The sequence below is a fragment of the Dokdonella fugitiva genome, from assembly GCF_014138265.1.
Classification (GTDB): Bacteria; Pseudomonadota; Gammaproteobacteria; order Xanthomonadales; family Rhodanobacteraceae; genus Dokdonella_A; species Dokdonella_A fugitiva_A.
Genome location: NZ_JACGXL010000002.1, coordinates 359140 through 379561, shown reverse-complemented (window position 1 = coordinate 379561; position 20422 = coordinate 359140). Strand labels below are relative to the sequence as shown.

At 66.7% G+C, this 20422-nt stretch carries 16 protein-coding genes; 6 read left to right on the top strand and 10 right to left on the bottom strand.

Annotated features, from left to right (window positions below; all coding sequences use genetic code 11):
* Positions 1 to 165: 165 nt before the first annotated feature.
* From FHW12_RS07860 to FHW12_RS07850, 3 genes are all read left to right on the top strand, one after another.
* On the top strand, positions 166 to 639 hold the full coding sequence (locus FHW12_RS07860) for a (2Fe-2S)-binding protein (RefSeq protein WP_182530460.1): 474 nt from the start codon (positions 166 to 168) through the stop codon (positions 637 to 639).
* A 4-nt stretch (positions 640 to 643) separates the two neighbouring features.
* Entirely contained in the window at positions 644 to 2839 is a 2196-nt protein-coding gene (locus FHW12_RS07855) for a xanthine dehydrogenase family protein molybdopterin-binding subunit (protein WP_182530459.1), read from the top strand.
* 304 nt (positions 2840 to 3143) lie between these two features.
* Entirely contained in the window at positions 3144 to 3569 is a 426-nt protein-coding gene (locus FHW12_RS07850) for a VOC family protein (protein ID WP_220484367.1), read from the top strand.
* 129 nt (positions 3570 to 3698) lie between these two features.
* Here FHW12_RS07850 and FHW12_RS07845 read toward each other — a convergent pair whose 3' ends face one another.
* From FHW12_RS07845 to FHW12_RS07830, 4 genes are all read right to left on the bottom strand, one after another.
* Complete coding sequence (locus FHW12_RS07845; protein ID WP_182530457.1) at positions 3699 to 4508, bottom strand: hypothetical protein; 810 nt, start codon at positions 4506 to 4508, stop codon at positions 3699 to 3701.
* Between the two features lie 4 nt (positions 4509 to 4512).
* On the bottom strand, positions 4513 to 5421 hold the full coding sequence (locus FHW12_RS07840) for a hypothetical protein (protein ID WP_182530456.1): 909 nt from the start codon (positions 5419 to 5421) through the stop codon (positions 4513 to 4515).
* Between the two features lie 90 nt (positions 5422 to 5511).
* Complete coding sequence (locus tag FHW12_RS07835) at positions 5512 to 5661, bottom strand: hypothetical protein (RefSeq protein ID WP_182530455.1); 150 nt, start codon at positions 5659 to 5661, stop codon at positions 5512 to 5514.
* Positions 5662 to 5838: 177 nt separating this feature from the next.
* Entirely contained in the window at positions 5839 to 7032 is a 1194-nt protein-coding gene (locus tag FHW12_RS07830; protein ID WP_182530454.1) for a putative peptide maturation dehydrogenase, read from the bottom strand.
* A gap of 97 nt (positions 7033 to 7129) precedes the next feature.
* On the opposite strand from FHW12_RS07830, the gene FHW12_RS07825 reads away from it, so the two are divergent.
* A complete protein-coding gene (locus FHW12_RS07825; protein WP_182530453.1) occupies positions 7130 to 7384 on the top strand; it encodes an NHLP-related RiPP peptide in 255 nt (84 codons plus the stop codon).
* On the opposite strand, the gene FHW12_RS07820 is transcribed toward FHW12_RS07825, so the two are convergent.
* Positions 7370 to 9988, bottom strand: coding sequence for a putative peptide modification system cyclase (locus FHW12_RS07820; protein WP_182530452.1), 2619 nt, complete (start codon positions 9986 to 9988; stop codon positions 7370 to 7372). The genes FHW12_RS07825 and FHW12_RS07820 overlap by 15 nt on opposite strands.
* A 175-nt stretch (positions 9989 to 10163) precedes the next feature.
* Complete coding sequence (locus FHW12_RS07815; protein WP_182530451.1) at positions 10164 to 11324, bottom strand: putative peptide maturation dehydrogenase; 1161 nt, start codon at positions 11322 to 11324, stop codon at positions 10164 to 10166.
* A gap of 264 nt (positions 11325 to 11588) precedes the next feature.
* Between FHW12_RS07815 and FHW12_RS07810 the strand changes: the two genes are divergently transcribed.
* Positions 11589 to 11879 (top strand): NHLP-related RiPP peptide, encoded by a 291-nt coding sequence (locus tag FHW12_RS07810; protein WP_182530450.1) that lies wholly within the window; start codon positions 11589 to 11591, stop codon positions 11877 to 11879.
* Here the strand turns inward: FHW12_RS07810 and FHW12_RS07805 are convergent.
* The 4 genes from FHW12_RS07805 to aceB form a co-directional block, all read right to left on the bottom strand.
* Positions 11876 to 14533: a putative peptide modification system cyclase gene (locus FHW12_RS07805; protein ID WP_182530449.1), complete on the bottom strand. Its 2658-nt coding sequence runs from the start codon at positions 14531 to 14533 to the stop codon at positions 11876 to 11878. The two genes, FHW12_RS07810 and FHW12_RS07805, sit on opposite strands and share 4 nt — an antisense overlap.
* 179 nt (positions 14534 to 14712) lie before the next feature.
* Positions 14713 to 15768, bottom strand: a complete 1056-nt coding sequence (locus FHW12_RS07800) for a GGDEF domain-containing protein (protein ID WP_182530448.1) — start codon at positions 15766 to 15768, stop codon at positions 14713 to 14715.
* A gap of 475 nt (positions 15769 to 16243) precedes the next feature.
* On the bottom strand, positions 16244 to 17545 hold the full coding sequence (aceA, locus tag FHW12_RS07795) for an isocitrate lyase (protein ID WP_182530447.1): 1302 nt from the start codon (positions 17543 to 17545) through the stop codon (positions 16244 to 16246).
* A 71-nt stretch (positions 17546 to 17616) separates the two neighbouring features.
* Positions 17617 to 19236 (bottom strand): malate synthase A, encoded by a 1620-nt coding sequence (gene aceB, locus FHW12_RS07790; protein ID WP_182530446.1) that lies wholly within the window; start codon positions 19234 to 19236, stop codon positions 17617 to 17619.
* Positions 19237 to 19356: 120 nt separating this feature from the next.
* Here aceB and FHW12_RS07785 point away from each other — a divergent pair, with 120 nt between their 5' ends.
* Complete coding sequence (locus FHW12_RS07785; protein WP_182530445.1) at positions 19357 to 20406, top strand: LysR family transcriptional regulator; 1050 nt, start codon at positions 19357 to 19359, stop codon at positions 20404 to 20406.
* Positions 20407 to 20422 lie beyond the last annotated feature (16 nt).

Here is a 20422-nt window from a genome sequence, read left to right as displayed (position 1 = left end):
CGCCGGCCGACCTGCGGTCGTCCGGCCTGCGTGCTTCGTCGATTTGTGGCCGTGCGGGCGCGGTCTTGCCTGTTCGTGCGCGGTTCTTGTCCGATCCTGCAAGCGGCTGGCGGGCATCTCCGCGCGGGAGTAGCCTGAGCATCCCCGCACGCACCGGAGACGCCGATGAAGCTTGTCGTCAATGGCCAGCCGCACGAGGTTGATGCGCCGGCCGACATGCCGTTGCTCTGGGTATTGCGCGACATCCTCGGGATGACCGGCACGAAGTTCGGCTGCGGCCTCGCGCAGTGCGGGGCGTGCACCGTCCATCTCGACGGCCAGGCGATCCGTTCGTGCGTGATGCCTGCGGTCGCCGCCGCGGGCAAGTCGGTCACGACGATCGAAGGCCTGTCCAGCGACGGCTCGCATCCGGTGCAGCGAGCCTGGCAGGAACTCGACGTCGTGCAGTGCGGCTACTGCCAGTCGGGGCAGATCATGAGCGCCGCCGCGCTGATCGCGCAGAAGCCCTCGCCGAGCGATGCCGACATCGACGCCGCGATGGCGGGCAACCTCTGCCGCTGCGGCACCTACCAGCGTATCCGTGGCGCGGTGCACCGCGCAGCCGAACTCGCATCGAAGGAGGGCGGCCATGTGGCGTGATGGCATGCAGCTTCCGATTCCGCTCGCACCCGCCGAGCCGGCGACACCGGTGCCGCTCGCGACAGGACTCAGCCGTCGCGCGTTCGTGAAGTCCGCGGCCGCGGGTCTGGTCGTCGCGTTCATCGTACCGGTCGCGGCGCGACGCGCGGTCGCGGCGGAGCCGGCGCCCGCGGCGAAGCCGCCAGTGTCGCCGAACGCGTTCATCCGCATCGCGCCCGACGACAGCGTGACGATCCTGCTCAAGCATTCGGAGATGGGCCAGGGCGTGTGGACGTCGCTGCCGATGGTCGTCGCCGAGGAACTCGGTTGCGACTGGAACCGGGTGCGCGTCGAGCATGCGCCGGCCGCGCCCGAATACGCGCACACCGCGTTCGGCATGCAGATGACCGGCGGATCGACGAGCACGTGGGAATCGTTCGACCAGCTGCGCACCGCCGGCGCGATGGCGCGCGAGCTGCTCGTCGCCGCCGCCGCGGCGAAGCTCGGCGTGAAGGCCGCCGAATGCCGGGTCGACAACGGCCACGTCGTGCACGGCGAGCGGCGCGTGCGCTACGGCGAGGTCGCCGACGCCGCGGCGAAACTGCCGATGCCCGCGAGCGTGAAGCTGAAGGAACCGAAGGACTGGACCTTGATCGGCAAGCCGACGCGTCGCCTCGACAGCAGGGCGAAGACGACCGGCACGGCCGAGTTCGGACTCGACGTGAAGCGGCCGGACATGGCGGTCGCGCTCGTCGCGCGCGCGCCGGTATTCGGTGCGACGTTGAAGAAGGTCGACGCGACGAAGGCGAAGGCGATCGCCGGCGTGCTCGACGTGGTCGAGGTGCCGAGCGGCGTCGCCGTGCTCGGCAAGCACTTCTGGGCGGCCAAGCAGGGGCGCGACGCACTCGTGCTCGAGTGGGACGAAGGCGCGTTCGCGCAGGTCTCGACGGCGAACCTGCGTGATGAGTACCGCAAGCTCGCCGCGACGCCGGGCGCGACCGCGAAGGCGGCGGGCGACGTCGAGGCAGCGCTGAAGGGCGCGCCGTCGGCGATCGAAGCGGAGTATGAAGTGCCGTTCCTCGCGCATGCGCCGATGGAGCCGCTCAACTGCACGGTCTCGATCGATGGCGAAGGCTGCGAGATCTGGACCGGCACCCAGTTCCAGACCGTCGACCAGATGAACGTCGGCAAAGCCCTCGGCATCAAGCCCGAGCAGGTGCGCATCCACACGACGTTCCTCGGCGGTGGCTTCGGCCGGCGCGCGAGTCCCACGTCCGACTTCATCGTCGAGGCCGCCCTCGTCGCCAAAGCGGCGAAGCGCACGGTGAAGGTCGTGTGGACGCGCGAGGACGACATCCACGGCGGCTACTACCGCCCGATGTGGCTGTCACGCCTGCGCGCGTCGCTCGACGCGGACGGCAAGCCCGCCGCGTGGGCACACACGATCGTCGGCCAGTCGATCCTCGCCGGCACTCCGTTCGAGCCGATGATGGTCAAGGACGGCGTCGATGCCACCTCGGTGGAAGGTGCGGCCGACTCGCCGTATCTCGCGGCGATTCCCGCGCATCGCGTCGAGCTGCATTCGCCCAAGAGTCCAGTCACCGTGCTCTGGTGGCGTTCGGTCGGCCACTCGCACACGGCATTCGTCGTCGAAAGTTTCGTCGACGAACTCGCGCACGCGGCGAAGCAGGATCCGCTCGAGTACCGCCGCGCGCTGCTGCCGAAGGGCGCGCGCGAACGACGCGCGCTCGATCTCGCCGCGGAGAAGTTCGGTTGGGGCAAGCCGCTGCCGAAGGGCCACGCGGCGGGTCTCGCCGTGCACCAGTCGTTCGACAGCTACGTCGCGCAAGTCGCCGAAGTATCGGTCGAGGACGGCAAGGTGCGCGTGCATCGCGTCGTCTGCGCGATCGACTGCGGGCCGGTGGTGAACCCACTCACGGTCGAGGCGCAGATGCAGTCGGGCATCGCCTACGGCCTGTCCGCGGCGCTGCACGGCGAACTCACGCTGAAGAACGGGCGCGTCGAGCAGAACAACTTCAACGACTACGTCGCGCTGCGCCTGCCGGAGATGCCGAAGGTCGAAGTGCACATCGTGCCGAGCACGGACAAGATGGGTGGCTGCGGCGAACCGGGCACGCCGCCGATCGCGCCCGCGGTCGGCAATGCGCTGTTCGCATTAACGGGAAAACGATTGCGCTCGTTGCCGTTTCGGGGCGCTTGAGTCCGCTACGTCGGTTTCCAGAGAGAGACTTCGAAGAACCAGACGCGGTGTACGCAACCCCGCGCAACCTACGGATCGCGATAGCTTCGTGCGACTCGCCCGATCAGAAGGAGCCTCATGATCAACCAATCTCGTCGCGGCTCATGGGCGCGCCGCATGCGGGAAAGAACCCAGACTGCGTCGAATTCATTCATGGTCGAACGTTGGTCGCGCGGGCGCCCTTTCTCCATTGACCCGAGTCTGAATTGCGCCTTTAAATATCGATTTCTTCGACGGTGGCGGAGGAACGATGGCGCTTCAACGGATGGACAACGTTCTCCTCGTGGTTGACGACCTTGAGGCTGCTAAAGCGTTTTTTGTAGAGCTCGGTATGGAGTTGCAAGGTGAGATGCCCCTCGAGGGACGCTGGGTGGATATTGTCGTTGGGCTCGAGGGTGTTCAGTGTGAGATCGCGATGATGCAGACCCCGGACGGTCACGGTCGGATCGAGCTGCTCAAATTCCGTGCGCCGGCGGCGGTCAATGCAGAGCCGAAGAACGCTTCGGTAAACACGCTCGGCATACGGCGCGTCATGTTCGTCGTTGACGATGTCGATGAAGTCCTCGCACGCTTGCAGACCCATGGCGCCCAACTCGTCGGCGAAATCGTGCACTACAGGGACATGTCTCGGCTCTGTTACATCCGTGGTCCCGAAAGCATCATTATTGGGCTTGCCGAGCAGCGCGCGTAGAGTATTCCTCGCGTCAGACACGGGACAGCGCCGCCGTGCGTCCGAGCGAAATGCCGGTCGGTTCGAACAACCAAACGCGGTGTGCGCAGCCTTGCGATTTCATGGACCGCGATCGCCCACGGGACGCGTCTAGCGCCAATCGGTGAAGCGATCATCCAATGCGTCAGCAGCAAGTTTTCGCAGCCTCGGAGACGGATCGTTCCTTGCGAGGTCCTGCAGGGCTTCATTCGCGAGTCCGGGAACCAGGCGCTTGGCAACTGTCAGCAGATGTATGCGCGCATCCAGGGGCGATCCGACGATACCGGTTATCGCCATCGTTTGCGCGTCGAACATGTATTGCGGCCAGGTGTCGCGCGCCGAATGAGTCATGAGGTTGATCGACACGGACAGCTCAGCTGGTGCGATCTGCGAGTGCACATCCCTGAATGCATCGTAGAACATCACTTCGCCGCAGCCGAGGTGCCATCGTCCCAATGCTTCGAGGTCCGGTTCGTCGCCGATCTCGTGCGCGCGGAACGGCTCACGCATGCGGTAGATGTCGGTCGCGTAACCCGAACCGCTGTATCCGACTGTCAACAAATTAAAATTGTGGTTGTGGTACGCGTTGTAACCGAACGCCACCGTTTCACGTGCTCCATGCTTCGCAATGTGCGCTTCGGGAACCCAGAAATTGACCCTCAGCAAATAGTCGTCGGTGACGCGCAGGACGATCGACTGGTAGTTGTAGTCGTTGCCGCGCTGGAACTCGCTCGCGTCGGCGGACAGCTGGTCGATCAGCCAATCGCCAAAGAAGTTCTTGTTCGCTGCAAGCCGTTGCAGCATGGGCGCCGACGCGATGATCGAGTCACGATCCCGGAAGTCGACTTCCGCCTCGATGTGTTCGACGTACTCGGCCAGAGAAACTGGTCGGCACGCGACCGAAGGCATCTTGACGGGCATCGGCCTACGCCTGCGCCATCTGATCGAGCGTATCGCGGGCCGCGGAGCGGATCTCGGGATGATTGTCGTCGCACGCCGCATGCATCAACTCGTCGACGGTGGCGAAACCCTCCCTCGCCATGACCTGGATCGCGCGCCAGCGCAGGAAATGCCATTGGCTGGCTCGCAACAGCGAGCACAACTCGGCGAGCCGCGGGTGGGATGTGGCGAGCAGGAAATCGATGGCGAGCGCCCTCCTCGAAGCTCCCACGTCGCTCGGGTAGTAGAACTTCGCAGCCAGTACTTCGCGATCGAATCCCCAAACGAAAGGAAGCTCCCGTTTCAGCGCGAGACGGAGCAGGACCGAAGGTCGGTCGCTGCACAGGTCGTGCGCCGTAAGCCCGTCCGCCGACGCGCGGATAGCGTGATAGCGGTCGAGGTTCCGCTGCTCGATCAACTCGAGCTTCGCTCCGGCGACGAACGTGTCGTTGCGCTCGACCCGAGGCGCCTGGTAGGCCGAGATCGAGACGCGCGCCGAATCGTCGAGTGAAACGTGCACGAGACTCGTGGTGTTCGAATACAGGAACGTCGACGGTTGCTCGGCGCTCGTGCGCGTGGTCACGAGGTCAAGGCGACAGTCCGCGTTCTCGTAGAGCGACAAGCGCCCCGGAACGACGCGTTCGGGGATGTACGCGCCGTCGTGTGCGAGCCTGGATACCTCGCCGGAAACGAGGCGATCCAACGTCGCCGACCGCTGCAACCGATCCAATGCGTGTTCGAAGTGCCGGCGCGTGTCGGCGCTGTCTTGCCGCAACAAATCGGCGCCGGAAACGGCTACCGATTGGATGCAGCTCGCGTCCTCCGGGAGGGTGTCCGAAGACGAAGATGCGGCCCTGCAGAAGATCGCAGCCTGTCCTGCTGTAGGGGATTTCATGCTTCGACAAGCAACTTTCGGTTCCCGCAATGTGACCACCGGCCCACTCGCGTGGGCCGGCGGGATGCTACGAGCTGCGATCGCCGAGATTCACTTGGCGGCGGCGAATACGAAAATAACGGACTTCTGCTCTTCCGTTTCGGAGGCGAGCTGCACCTGACCGGGAAGATCCGGCAGGGCCTTTCCCTTCGCCGCCTCGAACGTCAATACGGCCTTGCTTTCCGGCGATTCGCTGGTCATCTTCGATCCCTTCTATGGTGAGCGGTGCCCGAACATCGGGCCATCTAGCCTAGCAACGAGCACGTGCATCTGCCTAGGCATGTCGGGCAACTTGGCCGTCGGTCCCGGCCGTGTCGGTCGACACCGATATCGGGGGTGGCTGGGGATGGCTCGCCCGCAGGCTTTCGGGCACGTCGGTCAGCGCCGCGTCCCGGATTCGTCCCACACGACGCCGAGCGGATCGAATTCGGTCACGTCGCAGCGCCGTGCGCGGATCCCCAAGCCACAAACCGCGATCGGTCCCTGCTCGAGGGGATCGAGGCCGAACGCCTGCTCGATGTCGCCCTCGTTGATCGCCGCTGTGATGAACGCGCCGAGCCCGAGCTCGGTCGCGGCCAGATAGATGTTCTGCGAGACATGGCCTGCTTCGAGCAGAAGCACGCGATAAGCCTTTGCGTGGTTGCGGTATTTCCAGAAGGTTCGCTGGAAGCGTGCCGCGATCACGACCAGCGCGTGCGCGCCGGACAGGTACTTCTGGCCTGCGACGAAGCGTTCGGCGAGTGCCGTCGCGGTGGCGGCGTCGAGCAAGGCAAGCGGTTCGAGCGCGTGACCGACGACATCGTAGTGATACAAGCCGGCGGCAACCCCTTGCACGCCACGCAGCAGCAGGTATGCCTCCAGCGGGTGCAGCCCGCCGCCGGAAGGGTTGGCGCGCTTGATGACCTGCACACCGGCGAGCGGCTCGCTGACGGCGTGCGCCGCGAAGACGCGCTTCAGCACCGCGGCGAAATCCGCCGGCGCGAGCTCGCTGCTAGGATCGAAATTGCGACAGGTCGTACGCGAACGCAGCAGGCCATCGAGCGCCGTCGTCTCGCAATCCGGCAGGTCGATGCGCGCTTCGCCGCATTGGACGCGGTGCGGCGGCGGCAGCCCGTACTCGTCGACGAGATCGACGAGGGTGCGGTCACGCGTGATGCGTGCATCGTCCGCGACGTCGGTGCCGCGCCAACGGCTGAACATGTGCGCGACTGCCGATAGGGAGCGCCAATGCGTTCCGCGCACGATCTCGTCGCGTCGCCGCATGCCTTCGCGCGCGGGCGCATCGCTGATCAGCAGGCCGCAGTCGAGCAGGCGCGCAAGGACGGCGCGCGAGGCGGTCGATGCGAGGTCTTCATATCGACGCCACGGCGTTTCTCCCACCCGGCCGAGCACGGCCAGCTCTTCGTCGTCGATGTCGACCTCGGTGTCGAGATGAGGTGCCAGCGCGACCCAGCGGCAATGCGAGGCCACCACGTCACGGCCGCCCAGCAGTCCGGCAAGATCGAGGTCGAGCGTCTCGCGCGGTTCGACGAACAGGACACTGCAGCGGCGCAGGCGCGAATCGCTCTCCATCGTGGACATCCGGGTGCAGGCGCTGGAGTTGTCCGGCGCGACGCCCTAAGCTTAGCCGGGCTTCAGATTCCGTCACACACGAAAGGGGAAGGGGACCATGGGCAAGGGCATCGCATCGTCCGAGCAGCTCGACCAGTTGCTCGATCGCCTCGGCACGGACGATCAGTTCCGCGAGAAATTCCTCGGCGATCCGGCGGCAGCGCTCGCCGAACACGGCGTGCAGGTGGATCCGGCCGCGGTGCCGGCGGTGCGCAGTCTTCCCTCGAAGGAAGCGCTGCAGTCGCAGCGCACCGCCATCCGCGCCAAGGTAGATGGCGCCGTCGGCATGGGTTGGTTCCTATTGAACAAGTGACGCTTCGAGGCGTGCGGCCTTCCGCGACAGCGGGAGGTCGCCCTCGGCGGAGTTCCAAGCGGATTTGAACTCGGCGAGTGCATTCCTCGCGGTGTCGGCGTGCCCCGCTTTCAGCTCGAGTTCCGCGACGTCCACGAGGGCCGCGTCGCTGGCTAGCAGGTTCGGCACCTGGCTCGCGAACTCGCCGACGAAATCAGCCGTCGCGAGGCCGCGGTGCTCGGTCAACCAGCGCGCCGTCGCAAGCGCCTGCTCGTCGCGGCCGGCTGCGCGGTATGCGTGCAGCATTGCCACCCGCTTCTGGTAGTAGGCCTTTTCCACAGGCAGCGCCTCCAAGCAGGCGACGGCACCTGCCGCATCGGCGCTGCTGCGCGCTTCGCAGGCCGCTATGCGGGTCAGTTGCCGCAGGCTGTCGTAGCCGCTCGCCTCTGCAGCCGGCGTCAACGCCGCCAGCGCGCGCTCCGCCAGTGCGGGATCGCCGTGGCGCAGTGCGAGCATTGAGGCCACGCCGAGATGAACGTAGCTGCTGAAATCGTAGGTCGCCGGCGCGTTCTTCATGCGGCGCAGCTCGTCGGCGACAAATGCCTTGAGGCTCTCGCCGGCTTTGGCATCACCTTGCGCGAACGCGATCGCCAGGCCCGCGAGGCGCGCGCGCTGCCGCGACGACTCGAGTTTCGCATGGTCGGCGAGCGCTACTGCCGCGTCCGCTGCTGCTCGCGCGCTCGCGAGATGCCCTCGTCCGACCTCGATGGCCGCCTTACGAAGCTGCGCTTCCACGTCGAAGAAGGGGTAGTGATGGGTGTCTTCCTTCGCGAGTGCGGCGGTCGCGCCGGAAGCGTCGCGCTGTGCGATGGGGAGATTGACGGGATCGAGGTAGTTCTGCGGCGAACCCACCTGGCGCGCGGTCGCGTAACTCTTTGCCGCCGCCGTGAAGTCGCCCCTGGCGACCTGTATGTCACCTAGGTACAACCATGCGTAACCGCGGCGTGGATGTTGGCTGGCGGTCACTTTCTGGAAGTACTGCGCGGCCTGCTCGAGGTCGTTGTCGTATTGCCATAGCACCATCGCGAGGTTCTGCGTACCTACCAGATCGTCGGGATACAGCCTGGTGAGCATCGACCATTTCTCGCGCATTGCGTCCGGAGTTCCGAACAACGCAGCGTATCCCTGCGCGATCAGTCGCTCGCGAACGCTCAGGTGATTGAGGTCGCGCACCGCATTCGTCACGGCTTCGTGTGCCTTCGCCTTCTGGCTGGTGCTGTAGTAGACGTTGGCGAGGCCGAGATAGGCCTGCGCGAACTGCGGATCGAGCGAAATCGCCTGGTTGAACAGCGTCAGTGCCTCGCCTCCGCGTCCTCCGGCGACGGCCTGCAGTCCGAGCGAGTACGCCTTCAGCGCATCGAAGTTGCGCGTCGTCACCTCGGCCAACGGCGCGCTGGTCTCACCGATGCTCGCGATCGATTCGCCGAGACGGCCGCGCATCTTCTTCAATAGGTCGTCCATCGCCGGCAGTACCGCGGCCTCGCCGACGCCTTCGACCGAGTCGCTGTAGACCGACGTCTGCGTGTTCGGATCGACGATCTCCGCCGTCAATCGGACGCGACCACCCACTTCCGCGACCGTGGGCAGAACGACCGCACGTGCCCCTTCGCGCAGCGCGACCTCGGAGCCAATCGCACGATCGACCGCGGTCGCCGACGGATCGCGCTCCATGCGTTTCAACGCATCGCGGACCTGCAGTTCCGGCATGACATTGACGTAGCGCGACTGCTCGAGCCCGATGCGGAAAGCCGTTTCCAGCGAGTCGTCGAAAACCTTGTGTCCGGTCAGATTCCTGAGGTCGCCGACAACGACCCAGTCGCGGTTGGCGAACGCGATCGCCGGCGCGGGCTTGAACAGGTACCACGCAGGAACCGCGAGCAGTACCACCAATGCGAGCGCTTCACCGATGATCGCGACCGGGCGACGCCAGACGGGCATCTCGCGGTACGCCTTGCCGGACCAGGCCGGTGCGCGCAACGGTGCGTAGCCTTCCTCGCCGACCTCGAACACGGGCACGAGGTCCGGCACGCCCTTGAAACGGTAGCGCCCGTGCGTGCGCCAGCGCACCCGCGCGAGCTTTTCGCCGAGCTCGCCTTGCGCACGGTGCGCGATGTCGTAGGCGGTGCCCGACATCAGGATCTGGCGCGGCAGCGCGAGACCCATGAGGCGCGCCGCGATCGGCTTGACGAGGCCTTCGACCTCGGTCTGCTTGGCGCCGCGGCGGACGTCGTCGGCGCTGTTGTCCCAGACGACGATGTCACCGACGTGGATGCCGATGCGCGCGGCGAGTTCGGTCTTCTCCTGCGTGCCGAGTTCGCTGAGTTCGCGCTGGTAATCGAGTGCGTAGGCGACCGCCTGGATCGGCCGCTCGAACACGAGCAGGAAACCGTCGGTCTTGTCGATCTCGCGGCCACCGTGCTGCTGCATGAGCGAGCGCGCGAGACGATCGTGCTTGCGGATGAGGTCGGCCGCCCGCTGGTCACCGAGGCGTTCGACGAGTGCGGTCGAATCGACGAGGTCGCTGAGGACGAGCGTGCGCAGCACCGACGTCGTGCTGCCGGTCATGCCGTCGATCCGCGCTGATTCGTCTGCAGTCACCCTGCTTGCCGCCCCTTTGCTGCATTCGCACCATTTTGCGCCGGATACCCGACGATGGCCAGCGATACGCCCGAAAACGATTACAAGGCGTTTCGTTGCCGCCGCTCGCGCCAGCCCTCCCGTGCCGGCTAGGCCGGCCCGGTCAGGATGCCGGCCAGATCGCGTTGAGCGGGTCGAACTCGATTTCGTTGCGTTCCGCTCCGCGCACGCCGAATCCGGTCACGGCGAGCGGGCCTTCCTCGAGCGGATCGAGGCCGAACGCCTGCTCGATGTCGACCTCGTTGATCGCCGCGGTGATGAAGGCGCCGAGGCCGAGTTCGGTGGCGGCGAGATACATCGTCTGCGACAGGTGACCGACGTCGAGGATCACGGCGCGGTACGCCTTGGCGTGATTGCGGTATTTCCAGAAGGTGCGGCGGAAGCGCGTGGTCGGCATGACCATCACGTGGGCATCGACGAAGTAGCCTTGCGCCGCGACGAAGCGGCGTGCGGTCGACGCCGCCTCCTCCGCGTCCATCGCGCGGATGGGTTCGAGCGCATGGTCGACCGGGTGATAGTGGTACAAGCCGGGATCGACGCCGTCGACGTGCTGGACCAGCAGGTAGGCTTCGGTCGGGTGGAGCGCGCCCGCCGAAGGAACTCCCTTCTTCAGCAGCTGGACTCCGGGCGCATAGTCGTGCACGACACGGGCGCCGTAGGCGCGATATAGCACGGCCGACAACTGCTCCCGCGTCAGCGCGTGCGTGCGGTCGAAGTTTCGGCAGGTGACGCGGTGGTCGAGCAGCGCATCGATCGCGCTCGGTGCCGGAACCGTCAGCTTCCGGCGCTGCGATGGCGGGGTCCGCTCGCGCACGGGCGGAGGCGAAGGCCCGAGGCGATCGAGCAGGCTGTCCTGGGTGATTTCGGCCAGGCGTTCCTGCGCCGCTTCGGTGTCGATGTCGCTCCAGCGTGATGCGTAGTGGTTTGCAGCGGCGACGGCGCGCCAATGCGTGACGCGCACCAGCCGGTCGCGCGCGTCCATGTCGCTGCCTTCGACGACGAACAACGCCTTGGCGCGCAAAGCCTCGACGACCGCCGCGTCCGCTTCGAACGCGTCGTACGGGCGCCAATCGGTCGGCGATGCCGCCATCGCGACCGCCGCTTCGGCGGGCGACACGACGACTTCGCCCGCGAGGTGCGGGGCGAGGGCGACCAGGTCGACCGGCTTGCGCAGTCCGTCGCCGCCGACGGCGAGCAGGGCGAGATCGAATTCGAGCCTCTCGCGGGGCTCGATCAGCAAATGGGCACAGCGGCGCAGGCGCATCGACTTCCTTGCATCAACGGGAAAGGGGGACGTGCGGAGGAGAATCGCTCCGAACCTTGCCGTTCACCGGCGGCGGCCGGGTCGAGCATGGGGCACCGCGCTCCTTCGCGACGGACGTGCCGCCGCTCCGCCCGCGGAACCGGGAGCGGCCGCCTCCGCCGATCGGCATGGAATTCGCATTGCATTTCAGTAACAGCATGACTAAGTTTGGCGCGCGGTTAAACCGCGTCCGTATCGGCCATCGGCCATCAGAAGGGGAAATCCATGAGCGACGCCACACTCACGACCGAACAGGCCATCAAGCTGTTGCGGGAACTGGCGAGCAACGACGGGTTTCGCGCCCGTTTCGAGGAGAAGCCGGCCGCGGCTCTGGTCGAACTGGGCATCCCCCATGAGACCGTCGTCAACCTCCGGGCGGCCTGCCTCGCGCCGCTGAAATTGGCCGAAAAAGCCAAGTTCTCGTCCGCGATGAAAGAGCTGGGGGACAGCGCCGTCCAGTGCGTGGACAAGATGATCATCCCCAATCTGCGTCTCGACTACGGCAGCCGGAGTTAGTGCGCTTGGCCGCCGCCGCCCAGCACTGACCGTACGTTCTGCATCCGCTTGGCGAGCGTCGGCACGCGCTCGGCATCCGGCCATGCCTGTCGGAAGGCGTCCAGGCCGGTTCTCGCCGCATCCTTGTCCGTGGCGACGGTGAGCTCGGCGATCGACAGCAGCGCGAGGTTCGAGCGCAGCACGTTCAACGCAGTCAGTTCGCGCTGGCTGTTGTACTCGGCGTAGGCCCGACCGCGGTGCGCCGTCAGCCACCGGGCTTCGGCCAGCGCCTCCGTGTTCTTTTTCGCTGCGATGTACGCATCGAGCAGGGCGGCGTGCGAAAGGTAGAGCTCGTCGCCCGTCGCCTTCGATCGAAGCAGCTCGATGGCCTGGTCGGGTCGATTGTTCGCACGCAGCTCCTCGGCCTGCGCGATCGCGAGCATCTGATCCAGCGCCGCATGGGTGCCCTTGCCGGCTTCCGCGAGATTGGCGCGGGCAGGCGCGTGTGCCTGGCCCGATTCCGCGCGCTGCGCCATCAGGTAGTCCGCGAGCAGCAACTCGAACTCGGTATCGGCGCGATCGACGTCGTCGGAGGACGCCTTCAACAACGCGGCACCCTCGTCGCGATAGCTCGTCAGCGCCTTGGCGAGCAGCGGATCGGATGAACCGACGGCGGTTCGCAGCGCGAGGTCGACACCGAGGGATCGGCGATCCACGCGCGACGGAGCGGATGCGGCCCCCGCTGGCGCGGCAACGTGCATGACGTCGTCGAGCTTCCCTTGATCGATGGCCATGGCGACGCGGACCCAGGACTTTTCGGAGTCCTGGCCGGGGGCCGAACCCTTGTCGAGCAATTCCTTCGCCTTGGCGAACTTGCGCTGGGCCGCATATGTCGCCGCGTAGTATTCGTTCTGCGTCAACACACCGGCGGCGTTGGCCCTTTCGAAGCTGTCGACCGCTTCGCCGAATCGTTCGGTCCCCAGATACAACGTGCCCAGCAACTGATGGCTGACGCCGCGATGGGGATTCTGTTCCGTGGCGGACTTCTTCGCGGCAGCGATCGCGGCGTCGTACGATCCGCCGGACAGCCAGAGGAAGTACGCGTACGATCCCGTGGCGGCGAAGAAGTCCGGATACAGTTCGGCCAATACCTTCCATTTCTGCAGGGAAGCCGATGGCGTCGCCAACGAGGCGCTCCAGGCATCCAGATAGAGTGAATCGCGCGGCGACAATCGCTCGCTTTTCGCGGCGGCCTGCTTCAGCTGCTCGGACGCGTCCTGGTTCCGGTCCATCAGGAACAGCACTCGCGCCATGCCGATCCTGGCCAGCGTGAAATCCGCATCGAGCTTGATCGCCTGCTCGAACAGTGGCAACGCATCCTTGTAGCGATATCCCACATAGGCATCGATCGCGAGCGAGTACGCGCGCAGCGCCTCCAGGTTCGCCGTCGCCACGTTCGCGAGCGGCCGGGTCTCCTTGGCCACCGTGGCGAGTGCTTCGCCGAGGCGAACGCGCAGCTTCTGGGATACGGTATCGAGCGAAGGCAACACGGAGTTGACGCCCAGACCGTCCGCCGATTCCGAGTACACCGTCGTCTGCGTGGTCGGATCGACGACCTCGGCGGTGACCCGGACGCGACCGCCGATTTCCGCGACGGTCGGCAATATCAACGCGCGCGCGCCGTCGCGCAAGGCGATCTCCGCGCCGACGACGCGGTCGATCGACGTCTTCTCGGGGTCCTTCCGCATCAACCCGATCGTCTCGCGCGCCTTGAGATTCGACAGCACGTTGACGTAACGGGATTGCTCGAGGCCGATACGGAACGCGGTCTGGATCGAATCGTCGAAACGCGTGTCGCCGGTCAGGTTCTTGAGATCGCCGACGACGACCCAGTCGCGATTGGCGAACGCGATCGCCGGGGCGGGCCGGAGCAGATACCAAGCGGGTATCGCGAGCATCAGCAGCAGTGCGGCCACCTCGATACCGAGCGTCGCCGGACGGCGCCAGAACGGCACTTCGCGGTGCGCCTTGCCCGACCACGGCGGCGCTTTCAGCGGCGCGAACCCCTCGTCGCCGACTTCGAAGACGGGAATCGGATCGGGTACGCCCTTGAAGCGGTAGCGCCCGTGCGTGCGCCAGCGGAGGGTTTCGAGGCGCTCGCCGAGTTCGCCCTGCGCGCGATGGGCGAGCGCATGCGCGACGCCGGAAAGCAGGATCTGGTTCGGCAGTGCGAGTTGCGTCAGACGTGAGGTGATCGGCTTGACGAGGCCTTCCACCTCGATCGGCTTGGCGCCGCGCGCGATGTCCTCGGCGCTGTTGTCCCAGGCGACGACGTCTCCGACATGGATGCCCACGCGCGCGGCGAGCATGCTGCCTTCCGTCGCGTTGAGCTCGCGCAAAGCGCGCTGGTAATCGATCGCGAACGCGACCGCCTGCACCGGCCGCTCGAACATGAGCAGGAAGCCGTCGGTCTTGTCGATCTCGCGACCGCCGTGCAGCGGCAGCAGCGCGCGCGCGAGGCGGTCGTGCTTGCGGAACAGCTCGGCGGCGTGCTGGTCACCGAGTCGCTGGGTCAGTGCGGTCGAATCGACGAGGTCGCAGAGCACGAGCGTGCGCAACAGCGGAATTGCCGTGGCTTGCGGTATCGGCGCTGACGGATGAAGCAATGCGTTCATGCCTTACTGCCTTCCAGCGCGCTGCGGGAGCGACGCGTCCTGCTGATCCAGGTGCGACGGGGCATGCGTCGCCGCCGGATTCGTGCTTCGACGGCCGCGGGGCATGGGGCCGGGCGATTCGCCGCATGTGCGCGCTGGTCCATCATTCGCTCCCGCGCGCCCGGAGCCGTGTTCTCGGTTCAGACCACGCAGCGCACGCTGCCGGGTATCGCCACATGATAACCGTCGCCGCCGCGGCCCTTTGCTTCGTACAACGCCGCATCGGCGTCGCTGTACCAGACCGCCCAGTCCGCATGCTCGCCGCACAGGCTGCCACCGACGCTGACGGTGATCGCGAGGCCGTCCTTGCAACCCGGGAAGCGCAGTGCGCGTACCGCGCCGATGATCTGGGTCGCGCGCGCGCAGAGCTCCTCTTCGCCGGTGACCTGCATGAGCAGCGCGAATTCGTCGCCGCCGAGACGACAGGGGACATCGACCGACGAGGCTGCGTTCTGCACCTCTTCGGCGATCGCGCGCAACACCTGGTCGCCGACGAGGTGGCCGCAGCGGTCGTTGATCTGCTTGAAGCGGTCGAGATCGACGAGCAGCAGCGCGAGCACGGTACCGGGCAGGCGGTGCTCGCCGAGCCGCTCGAGGAACATGTAGAGGCCGCGCCGGTTGCACAAGCCCGAGAGTTCGTCGGTCTGCACGAGGCGTTGCGCGGTGGACAGCTGGGTGCGCGTCTGGCGCAGCGAATCGAGCGTGACCATGAGGTCCTCGTTGCGGCGCTTCAGGCTCTGGATGAGCTGCTGCTCGCTCGCGACGAGGTAGGAGAACGAGCGGCGCATGAACTGGGCGAGCAAACGCGGTTCCGTCGAGATGAGGTGTTCGAAGGTTTCCTGGTCGACGATACGCAGGGTCGTGGGGCCGAATGCGACCGCGTTGGCCACGCGCGTATGGCTGCCGATGAACAACACGAGTTCGCCGAAGAACTCGCGCGCGCCGATGATCTTGTCGGGCAGGCCGTCGCCGAATTCGAGCTGCACCTGGCCGGCCTCGACGATGAACATGCTGCGGCCGAGCTCGCCGCGGCGGAAGATCACCTCGCCCTGGCTCACCTCGCGCGCGACGCCGACGCGGGCGAACAGCGCGAACTCGTCTTCCGACAGTTGACGGGGCAACAGGGATGGGCGCAGCGGGGTCGCGGAGAGCGCGTGCGCGAGTTCGCTGGTCGACTCTGCCTTGTCGCTGGACACTCGAACCTCCCCCTAGGGGCCCGATCAATGGGTCATGGTAACCCATGTGGCCGACGGGCTGGCACGGAGTGACAAGGAGTGTCGTAAGAAAACAGCTATTCCGGCTGTGAGCCAAGCGCCCTTCGAGCGTGCGAAGCCTGTTGCACGGATTGCGCGAGGGCGCCGCAGGCGACGTGGCGGCGCGGGTGGCGTCTCCGTGCTGTCATGCCGCACGGGCAAGCTGGAGGAGGTTAGGCCCGGTTCTTGCTTGGCCTGACTTGCCAGCCGCCCTGGCTCCCGGCCGCTCCCGCGGCGATCCAGGGCATGGCCGGCATCGGAACGGCTCGACCCGGCGCACTCCCCAGCTGCCCGGGTCCCCTCTCTCCCGGCCTGTTCCGATGCCGGTCGGCTGCACCTTCCGGCCCTCTCTCCCGGAAACACGAAGCCCGCCGCTCTCCCCGCGGCGGTCTTCGTGTGCCTGTTCGCCGGGCGCCGGTCAGGCGGCGCGCGGCGTGGCGCCGTGGAACTGCTCCTCCTCGGTCGAGCCGGCGAGGGCGGTCGTCGAGGACAGCCCCTGCTGGATCGTTTGCGTGACCGCGTCGAAGTAGCCCGTGCCGACCTCGCGCTGGTGCTTGACCGCGGTGAAGCCGCGTTCGGCCGACGCGAACTCGGCTTCCTGCAGTTCGACGAACGCGCTCATCTGCCGACGCGCGTAGCCGTGTGCGAGGTTGAACATCGAGTAGTTGAGCGAGTGGAAGCCGGCCAGCGTGATGAACTGGAATCGGTAGCCCATCGCCGCCAGCTCCTTCTGGAATTTCGCGATCGTCGCGTCGTCGAGGTTCTTCTTCCAGTTGAAGCTCGGGCTGCAGTTGTAGGCGAGCAGCTTGCCGGGATATTTCGCGTGGATCGCCTCGGCGAATGCACGCGCGAACGCGAGGTCGGGCTTGCCGGTCTCGCACCAGACGAGGTCCGCGTAGGGCGCGTAGGCGAGGCCGCGGCTGACCGCCTGATCGAGGCCCTTGCGCGTCTTGTAGAAGCCTTCGACCGTGCGCTCGCCGGTGGTGAACGGGCGGTCGTTCTCGTCGATGTCCGACGTGACCAGGTCGGCCGCCTCGGCGTCGGTGCGCGCGACGAGCAGGGTCGGCACGCCGCAGACGTCCGCCGCGAGGCGCGCGGCATTGAGCTTCTCGACCGCCTCGCGCGTCGGCACGAGCACCTTGCCGCCCATGTGGCCGCACTTCTTCACCGACGCGAGCTGGTCCTCGAAATGGACGCCCGCTGCGCCCGCCTCGATCATCGCCTTCATGAGTTCGAACGCGTTGAGCACGCCGCCGAAGCCGGCCTCGGCGTCGGCGACGATCGGCTGCAGGAAATCGACGCCGTCGTTGCCTTCCGCGTGCGCGATCTGGTCCGCGCGCAGCAGCGTGTTGTTGATCCGCTTGACGACCATCGGCACCGAGTTGGCCGGATAGAGCGACTGGTCCGGATACATCTCGCCGGCGATGTTGGCGTCGGCCGCGACCTGCCAGCCGGACAGGTAGATCGCCTTGAGGCCCGCCTTCACCTGCTGCATCGCCTGGTTGCCGGTGAGCGCGCCGAGCGCGTTGACGAACGGCTCCCGGTGCAGCGAACCCCACAGCTTCTCGGCACCGAGGCGAGCGAGCGAATGTTCGACCGCGATCGTGCCGCGCAGGCGCACGACGTCTTCGGCGGTGTAGTTGCGCGTGACGCCGTGCCAGCGCGGGTTGTTGCTCCAGTCCAGCTTGATCTGTTCGGCGGTCGGCAACTGCGTCTTCATGGCAACCTCGTAGCAGTGGAAGGGGCTTGTGGTGAGATATGCGGCCCTGGACGGCCGCTTTTGCCATGCGATCAGGGACGATCGCACAGGTATTCGTACGCCTCGAGGGTGAGGAAATCGGCCAGCGCGTCGGCGCGCGTGAGGCGAGCGAGCAGGGTCGCGGCTTCGCTGACGCGCGCCTGGCCGGGCATCGCGGTGGCGGCGAGTAGCGCGCGCGCGGTCGCGAGCGACGCGTCGAACGCCGCGAAGTCGATCGGCGCACCGTCGTCGAACGCGAGCGGCGTGGAAACGCCGTCGTCGGCGCGATGCAACCATTGCCACAGCTGCGCTCGAGAAATCTCCGCGGTCGCGGCGTCTTCCATGAGATGGTGGATCGGCACGCAGCCCTGGCCGTCGATCCATGCGGCGAGGTAGCGCAGGCAGATCTCGATGTTGCCGTCGAAGCCGGCACGCGTGATCGTGCCCGGGCTCGGCGCGAGCAGCGTGTCGCGATCGGCGACGACGTCGTCGCGCGTGACCTGCAGCTGGTTCGGCATCGGCATATGCGCGTCGAACACCTCGCGCGCGACCGCGACGAGCGCGGGATGCGCGACCCAGGTACCGTCGTGTCCGGCGGTGACCTCACGCAACTTGTCCGCGCGCACCTTCGCGAACGCGGCAGCGTTCGCCGCGGCGTCGTGGTTGATCGGGATCTGCGCGGCCATGCCGCCCATCGCGAACGCGCCGCGACGGTGGCAGGTGCGGATCAGCAGTTCCGAGTAGTGGCGCAGGAACGGCACGGTCATGAGCACCTGGCCGCGCTCGGGCAACACGCGATCGCGATGCGCGCGCAGCGTCTTGAGGTACGAGAAGATGTAGTCCCAGCGGCCGCAGTTGAGGCCGGCGACACGCGTGCGCAGCGCGTGCAGGATCTCGTCCATCTCGAACACGGCCGGCAGGGTCTCGATCAGCACGGTCGCCTTCATCGCGCCCTGCGGCAGTCCGAGCACGGCCTCGGCGTGATCCATCACGTCGTTCCACAAGGCCGCCTCGCGATGACTCTCCATCTTCGGGAGGTAGAAATACGGGCCGCGGTCGCGCGCGTGCAGCGCGACCGCGTTGTGGTACGCGAACACGCCGAAGTCGAACAGCGCGCCGGACATCGCCTTGCCGCGAACTTCGACGTGGCGCTCGGGCAAATGCCAGCCGCGTGGGCGCACGACGAGCACGGCGGGATCGGCACCGACCGCGTACGCACGACCGTCGACGGCGCGGTAGTCGATCGTGCCGGCGACCGCATCGCGCAGGTTGAGCTGGCCGTCGACGAGATTGGCGAACGTCGGCGCGGTCGAGTCCTCGAAGTCGGCCATGAACACGTTCGCGCCCGAGTTGAGCGCGTTGATGATCATCTTGCGGTCGACCGGGCCGGTGATTTCGACGCGGCGGTCCTGCAGCGCCGCGGGGATCGGCGCGACGCGCCAGTCCATTTCACGGATCGCGCGCGTCCCGGGCAGGAAATCCGGCAGCTCGCCCGCGTCGAAGCGCGCCTGGCGTTCGCGGCGCGCCGCGAGCAGTGCGCGTCGGCGCGCATCGAAGCGCTCGTGGAGGTCGGCGAGGAACGCGAGCGCGCCGGCGTCGAGCACTTCGGCCTGGCGGGCGTCGAGGCGATGGCTGAGGCGGGCCTGCGACAGGTCTTCGACGGTAGCGCTCATGGACCGATTCCGTGGTGCGATGCGGCAAGCCTAGGCGCGGAAACTTGACTTTGACAAAGCAAACGTTTCAATGCGATACATTGACTTATTCAAAACATGACCAAGTGTTTGAATCCACGGATGAAGCAGGCCGATCGATCCAGCCGTGACCCATCGCGCGATGCGCCCAAGCCGGAGCGCCGCAAAGCGGCGCGCTCGAGTCGTGGCAGTGAGCCGGCGCAACCACCGCGGTTCTATTACAAAGGCAGCCGGCTCAAGCAGTTGCGCGCGTTCTGCATGATCGTGAAGCTCGGCACGCTGTCGCGCGCGGCGGAAGCATTGTTCCTGTCGCAACCGTCGGTCAGCCTGCAGTTGCGCGCGCTCGAACAGGAACTCGGGGCGACCCTGATCGAGCGCCGCCGCCGGCGCGTCGCGCCGACGCGAGAGGGGCAGGCGTTATACGACCTCGCGCTGCCGCTCATCGAGGGACTCGACCAGCTCGACCAGCGGTTCCGCGCGCTGCGCTCGGGGCTCGCCGGCGGCGAGCTGCACGTCGCGGCCGGCACCTCGACGATCCAGTACCTGCTGCCGGGCTTCGTCGCCGCGTTCCGCGAGCAGCATCCCGGTGTGAAGCTGCAGCTGCACAACGTGACCGGCAAGGACGGGCTCGCCCTGCTGCGCTCGGACCACGTCGATTTCGCGATCGGCTCGATGCTCGACGTGCCGAACGACCTCAGCTACGAGCCGGTGCAGTCGTACGATCCGATGCTGATCGCACCGCCCGACCATCCGCTCGCGAAGCTGCGCGACGTGCGCCTCGAGGACCTGTCGCCATACGGCCTGATCCTGCCGCCACAGCGCCTGACGACGTATCGCCTCGTCGACCTCATCTTCCAGCAGCGCAAGGTGCCGTTCCGCGTCGCGATCGAAGTCGGCGGCTGGGAGGTGATCAAGCAGTACGTCTCCCTCGGCCTCGGCATCTCGATCGTGACGGGCATCTGCATCGGCGACGAGGACCGCGCGCGCCTCGCCGTGCGCAACATGAGCGCGTACTTCCCGCAGCGCAGCTACGGTGTCGTCGTGCGCAAGGGCAAGTACCTCAGCAGCGAGGCGCGGGCATTCATCGACCTCGTGCGGCCCGGCCTGTTCACGCGCCGTGACTACTGGGAGGCAGGACATTCCGAACGCTGAGCGGCGTACGATGGCG

Bases quoted from the DNA above. Each gene is read 5' to 3' on its own strand.
- FHW12_RS07860 (WP_182530460.1), top strand. From the start codon at position 166: ATGAAGCTTGTCGTCAATGGCCAGCCGCACGAGGTTGATGCGCCGGCC.
- FHW12_RS07855 (WP_182530459.1), top strand. From the start codon at position 644: ATGCAGCTTCCGATTCCGCTCGCACCCGCCGAGCCGGCGACACCGGTG.
- FHW12_RS07850 (WP_220484367.1), top strand. From the start codon at position 3,144: ATGGACAACGTTCTCCTCGTGGTTGACGACCTTGAGGCTGCTAAAGCG.
- FHW12_RS07845 (WP_182530457.1), bottom strand. From the start codon at position 4,508: ATGCCCGTCAAGATGCCTTCGGTCGCGTGCCGACCAGTTTCTCTGGCC.
- FHW12_RS07840 (WP_182530456.1), bottom strand. From the start codon at position 5,421: ATGAAATCCCCTACAGCAGGACAGGCTGCGATCTTCTGCAGGGCCGCA.
- FHW12_RS07835 (WP_182530455.1), bottom strand. From the start codon at position 5,661: ATGACCAGCGAATCGCCGGAAAGCAAGGCCGTATTGACGTTCGAGGCG.
- FHW12_RS07830 (WP_182530454.1), bottom strand. From the start codon at position 7,032: ATGGAGAGCGATTCGCGCCTGCGCCGCTGCAGTGTCCTGTTCGTCGAA.
- FHW12_RS07825 (WP_182530453.1), top strand. From the start codon at position 7,130: ATGGGCAAGGGCATCGCATCGTCCGAGCAGCTCGACCAGTTGCTCGAT.
- FHW12_RS07820 (WP_182530452.1), bottom strand. From the start codon at position 9,988: ATGACCGGCAGCACGACGTCGGTGCTGCGCACGCTCGTCCTCAGCGAC.
- FHW12_RS07815 (WP_182530451.1), bottom strand. From the start codon at position 11,324: ATGCGCCTGCGCCGCTGTGCCCATTTGCTGATCGAGCCCCGCGAGAGG.
- FHW12_RS07810 (WP_182530450.1), top strand. From the start codon at position 11,589: ATGAGCGACGCCACACTCACGACCGAACAGGCCATCAAGCTGTTGCGG.
- FHW12_RS07805 (WP_182530449.1), bottom strand. From the start codon at position 14,533: ATGAACGCATTGCTTCATCCGTCAGCGCCGATACCGCAAGCCACGGCA.
- aceA (WP_182530447.1), bottom strand. From the start codon at position 17,545: ATGAAGACGCAGTTGCCGACCGCCGAACAGATCAAGCTGGACTGGAGC.
- aceB (WP_182530446.1), bottom strand. From the start codon at position 19,236: ATGAGCGCTACCGTCGAAGACCTGTCGCAGGCCCGCCTCAGCCATCGC.
- FHW12_RS07785 (WP_182530445.1), top strand. From the start codon at position 19,357: ATGAAGCAGGCCGATCGATCCAGCCGTGACCCATCGCGCGATGCGCCC.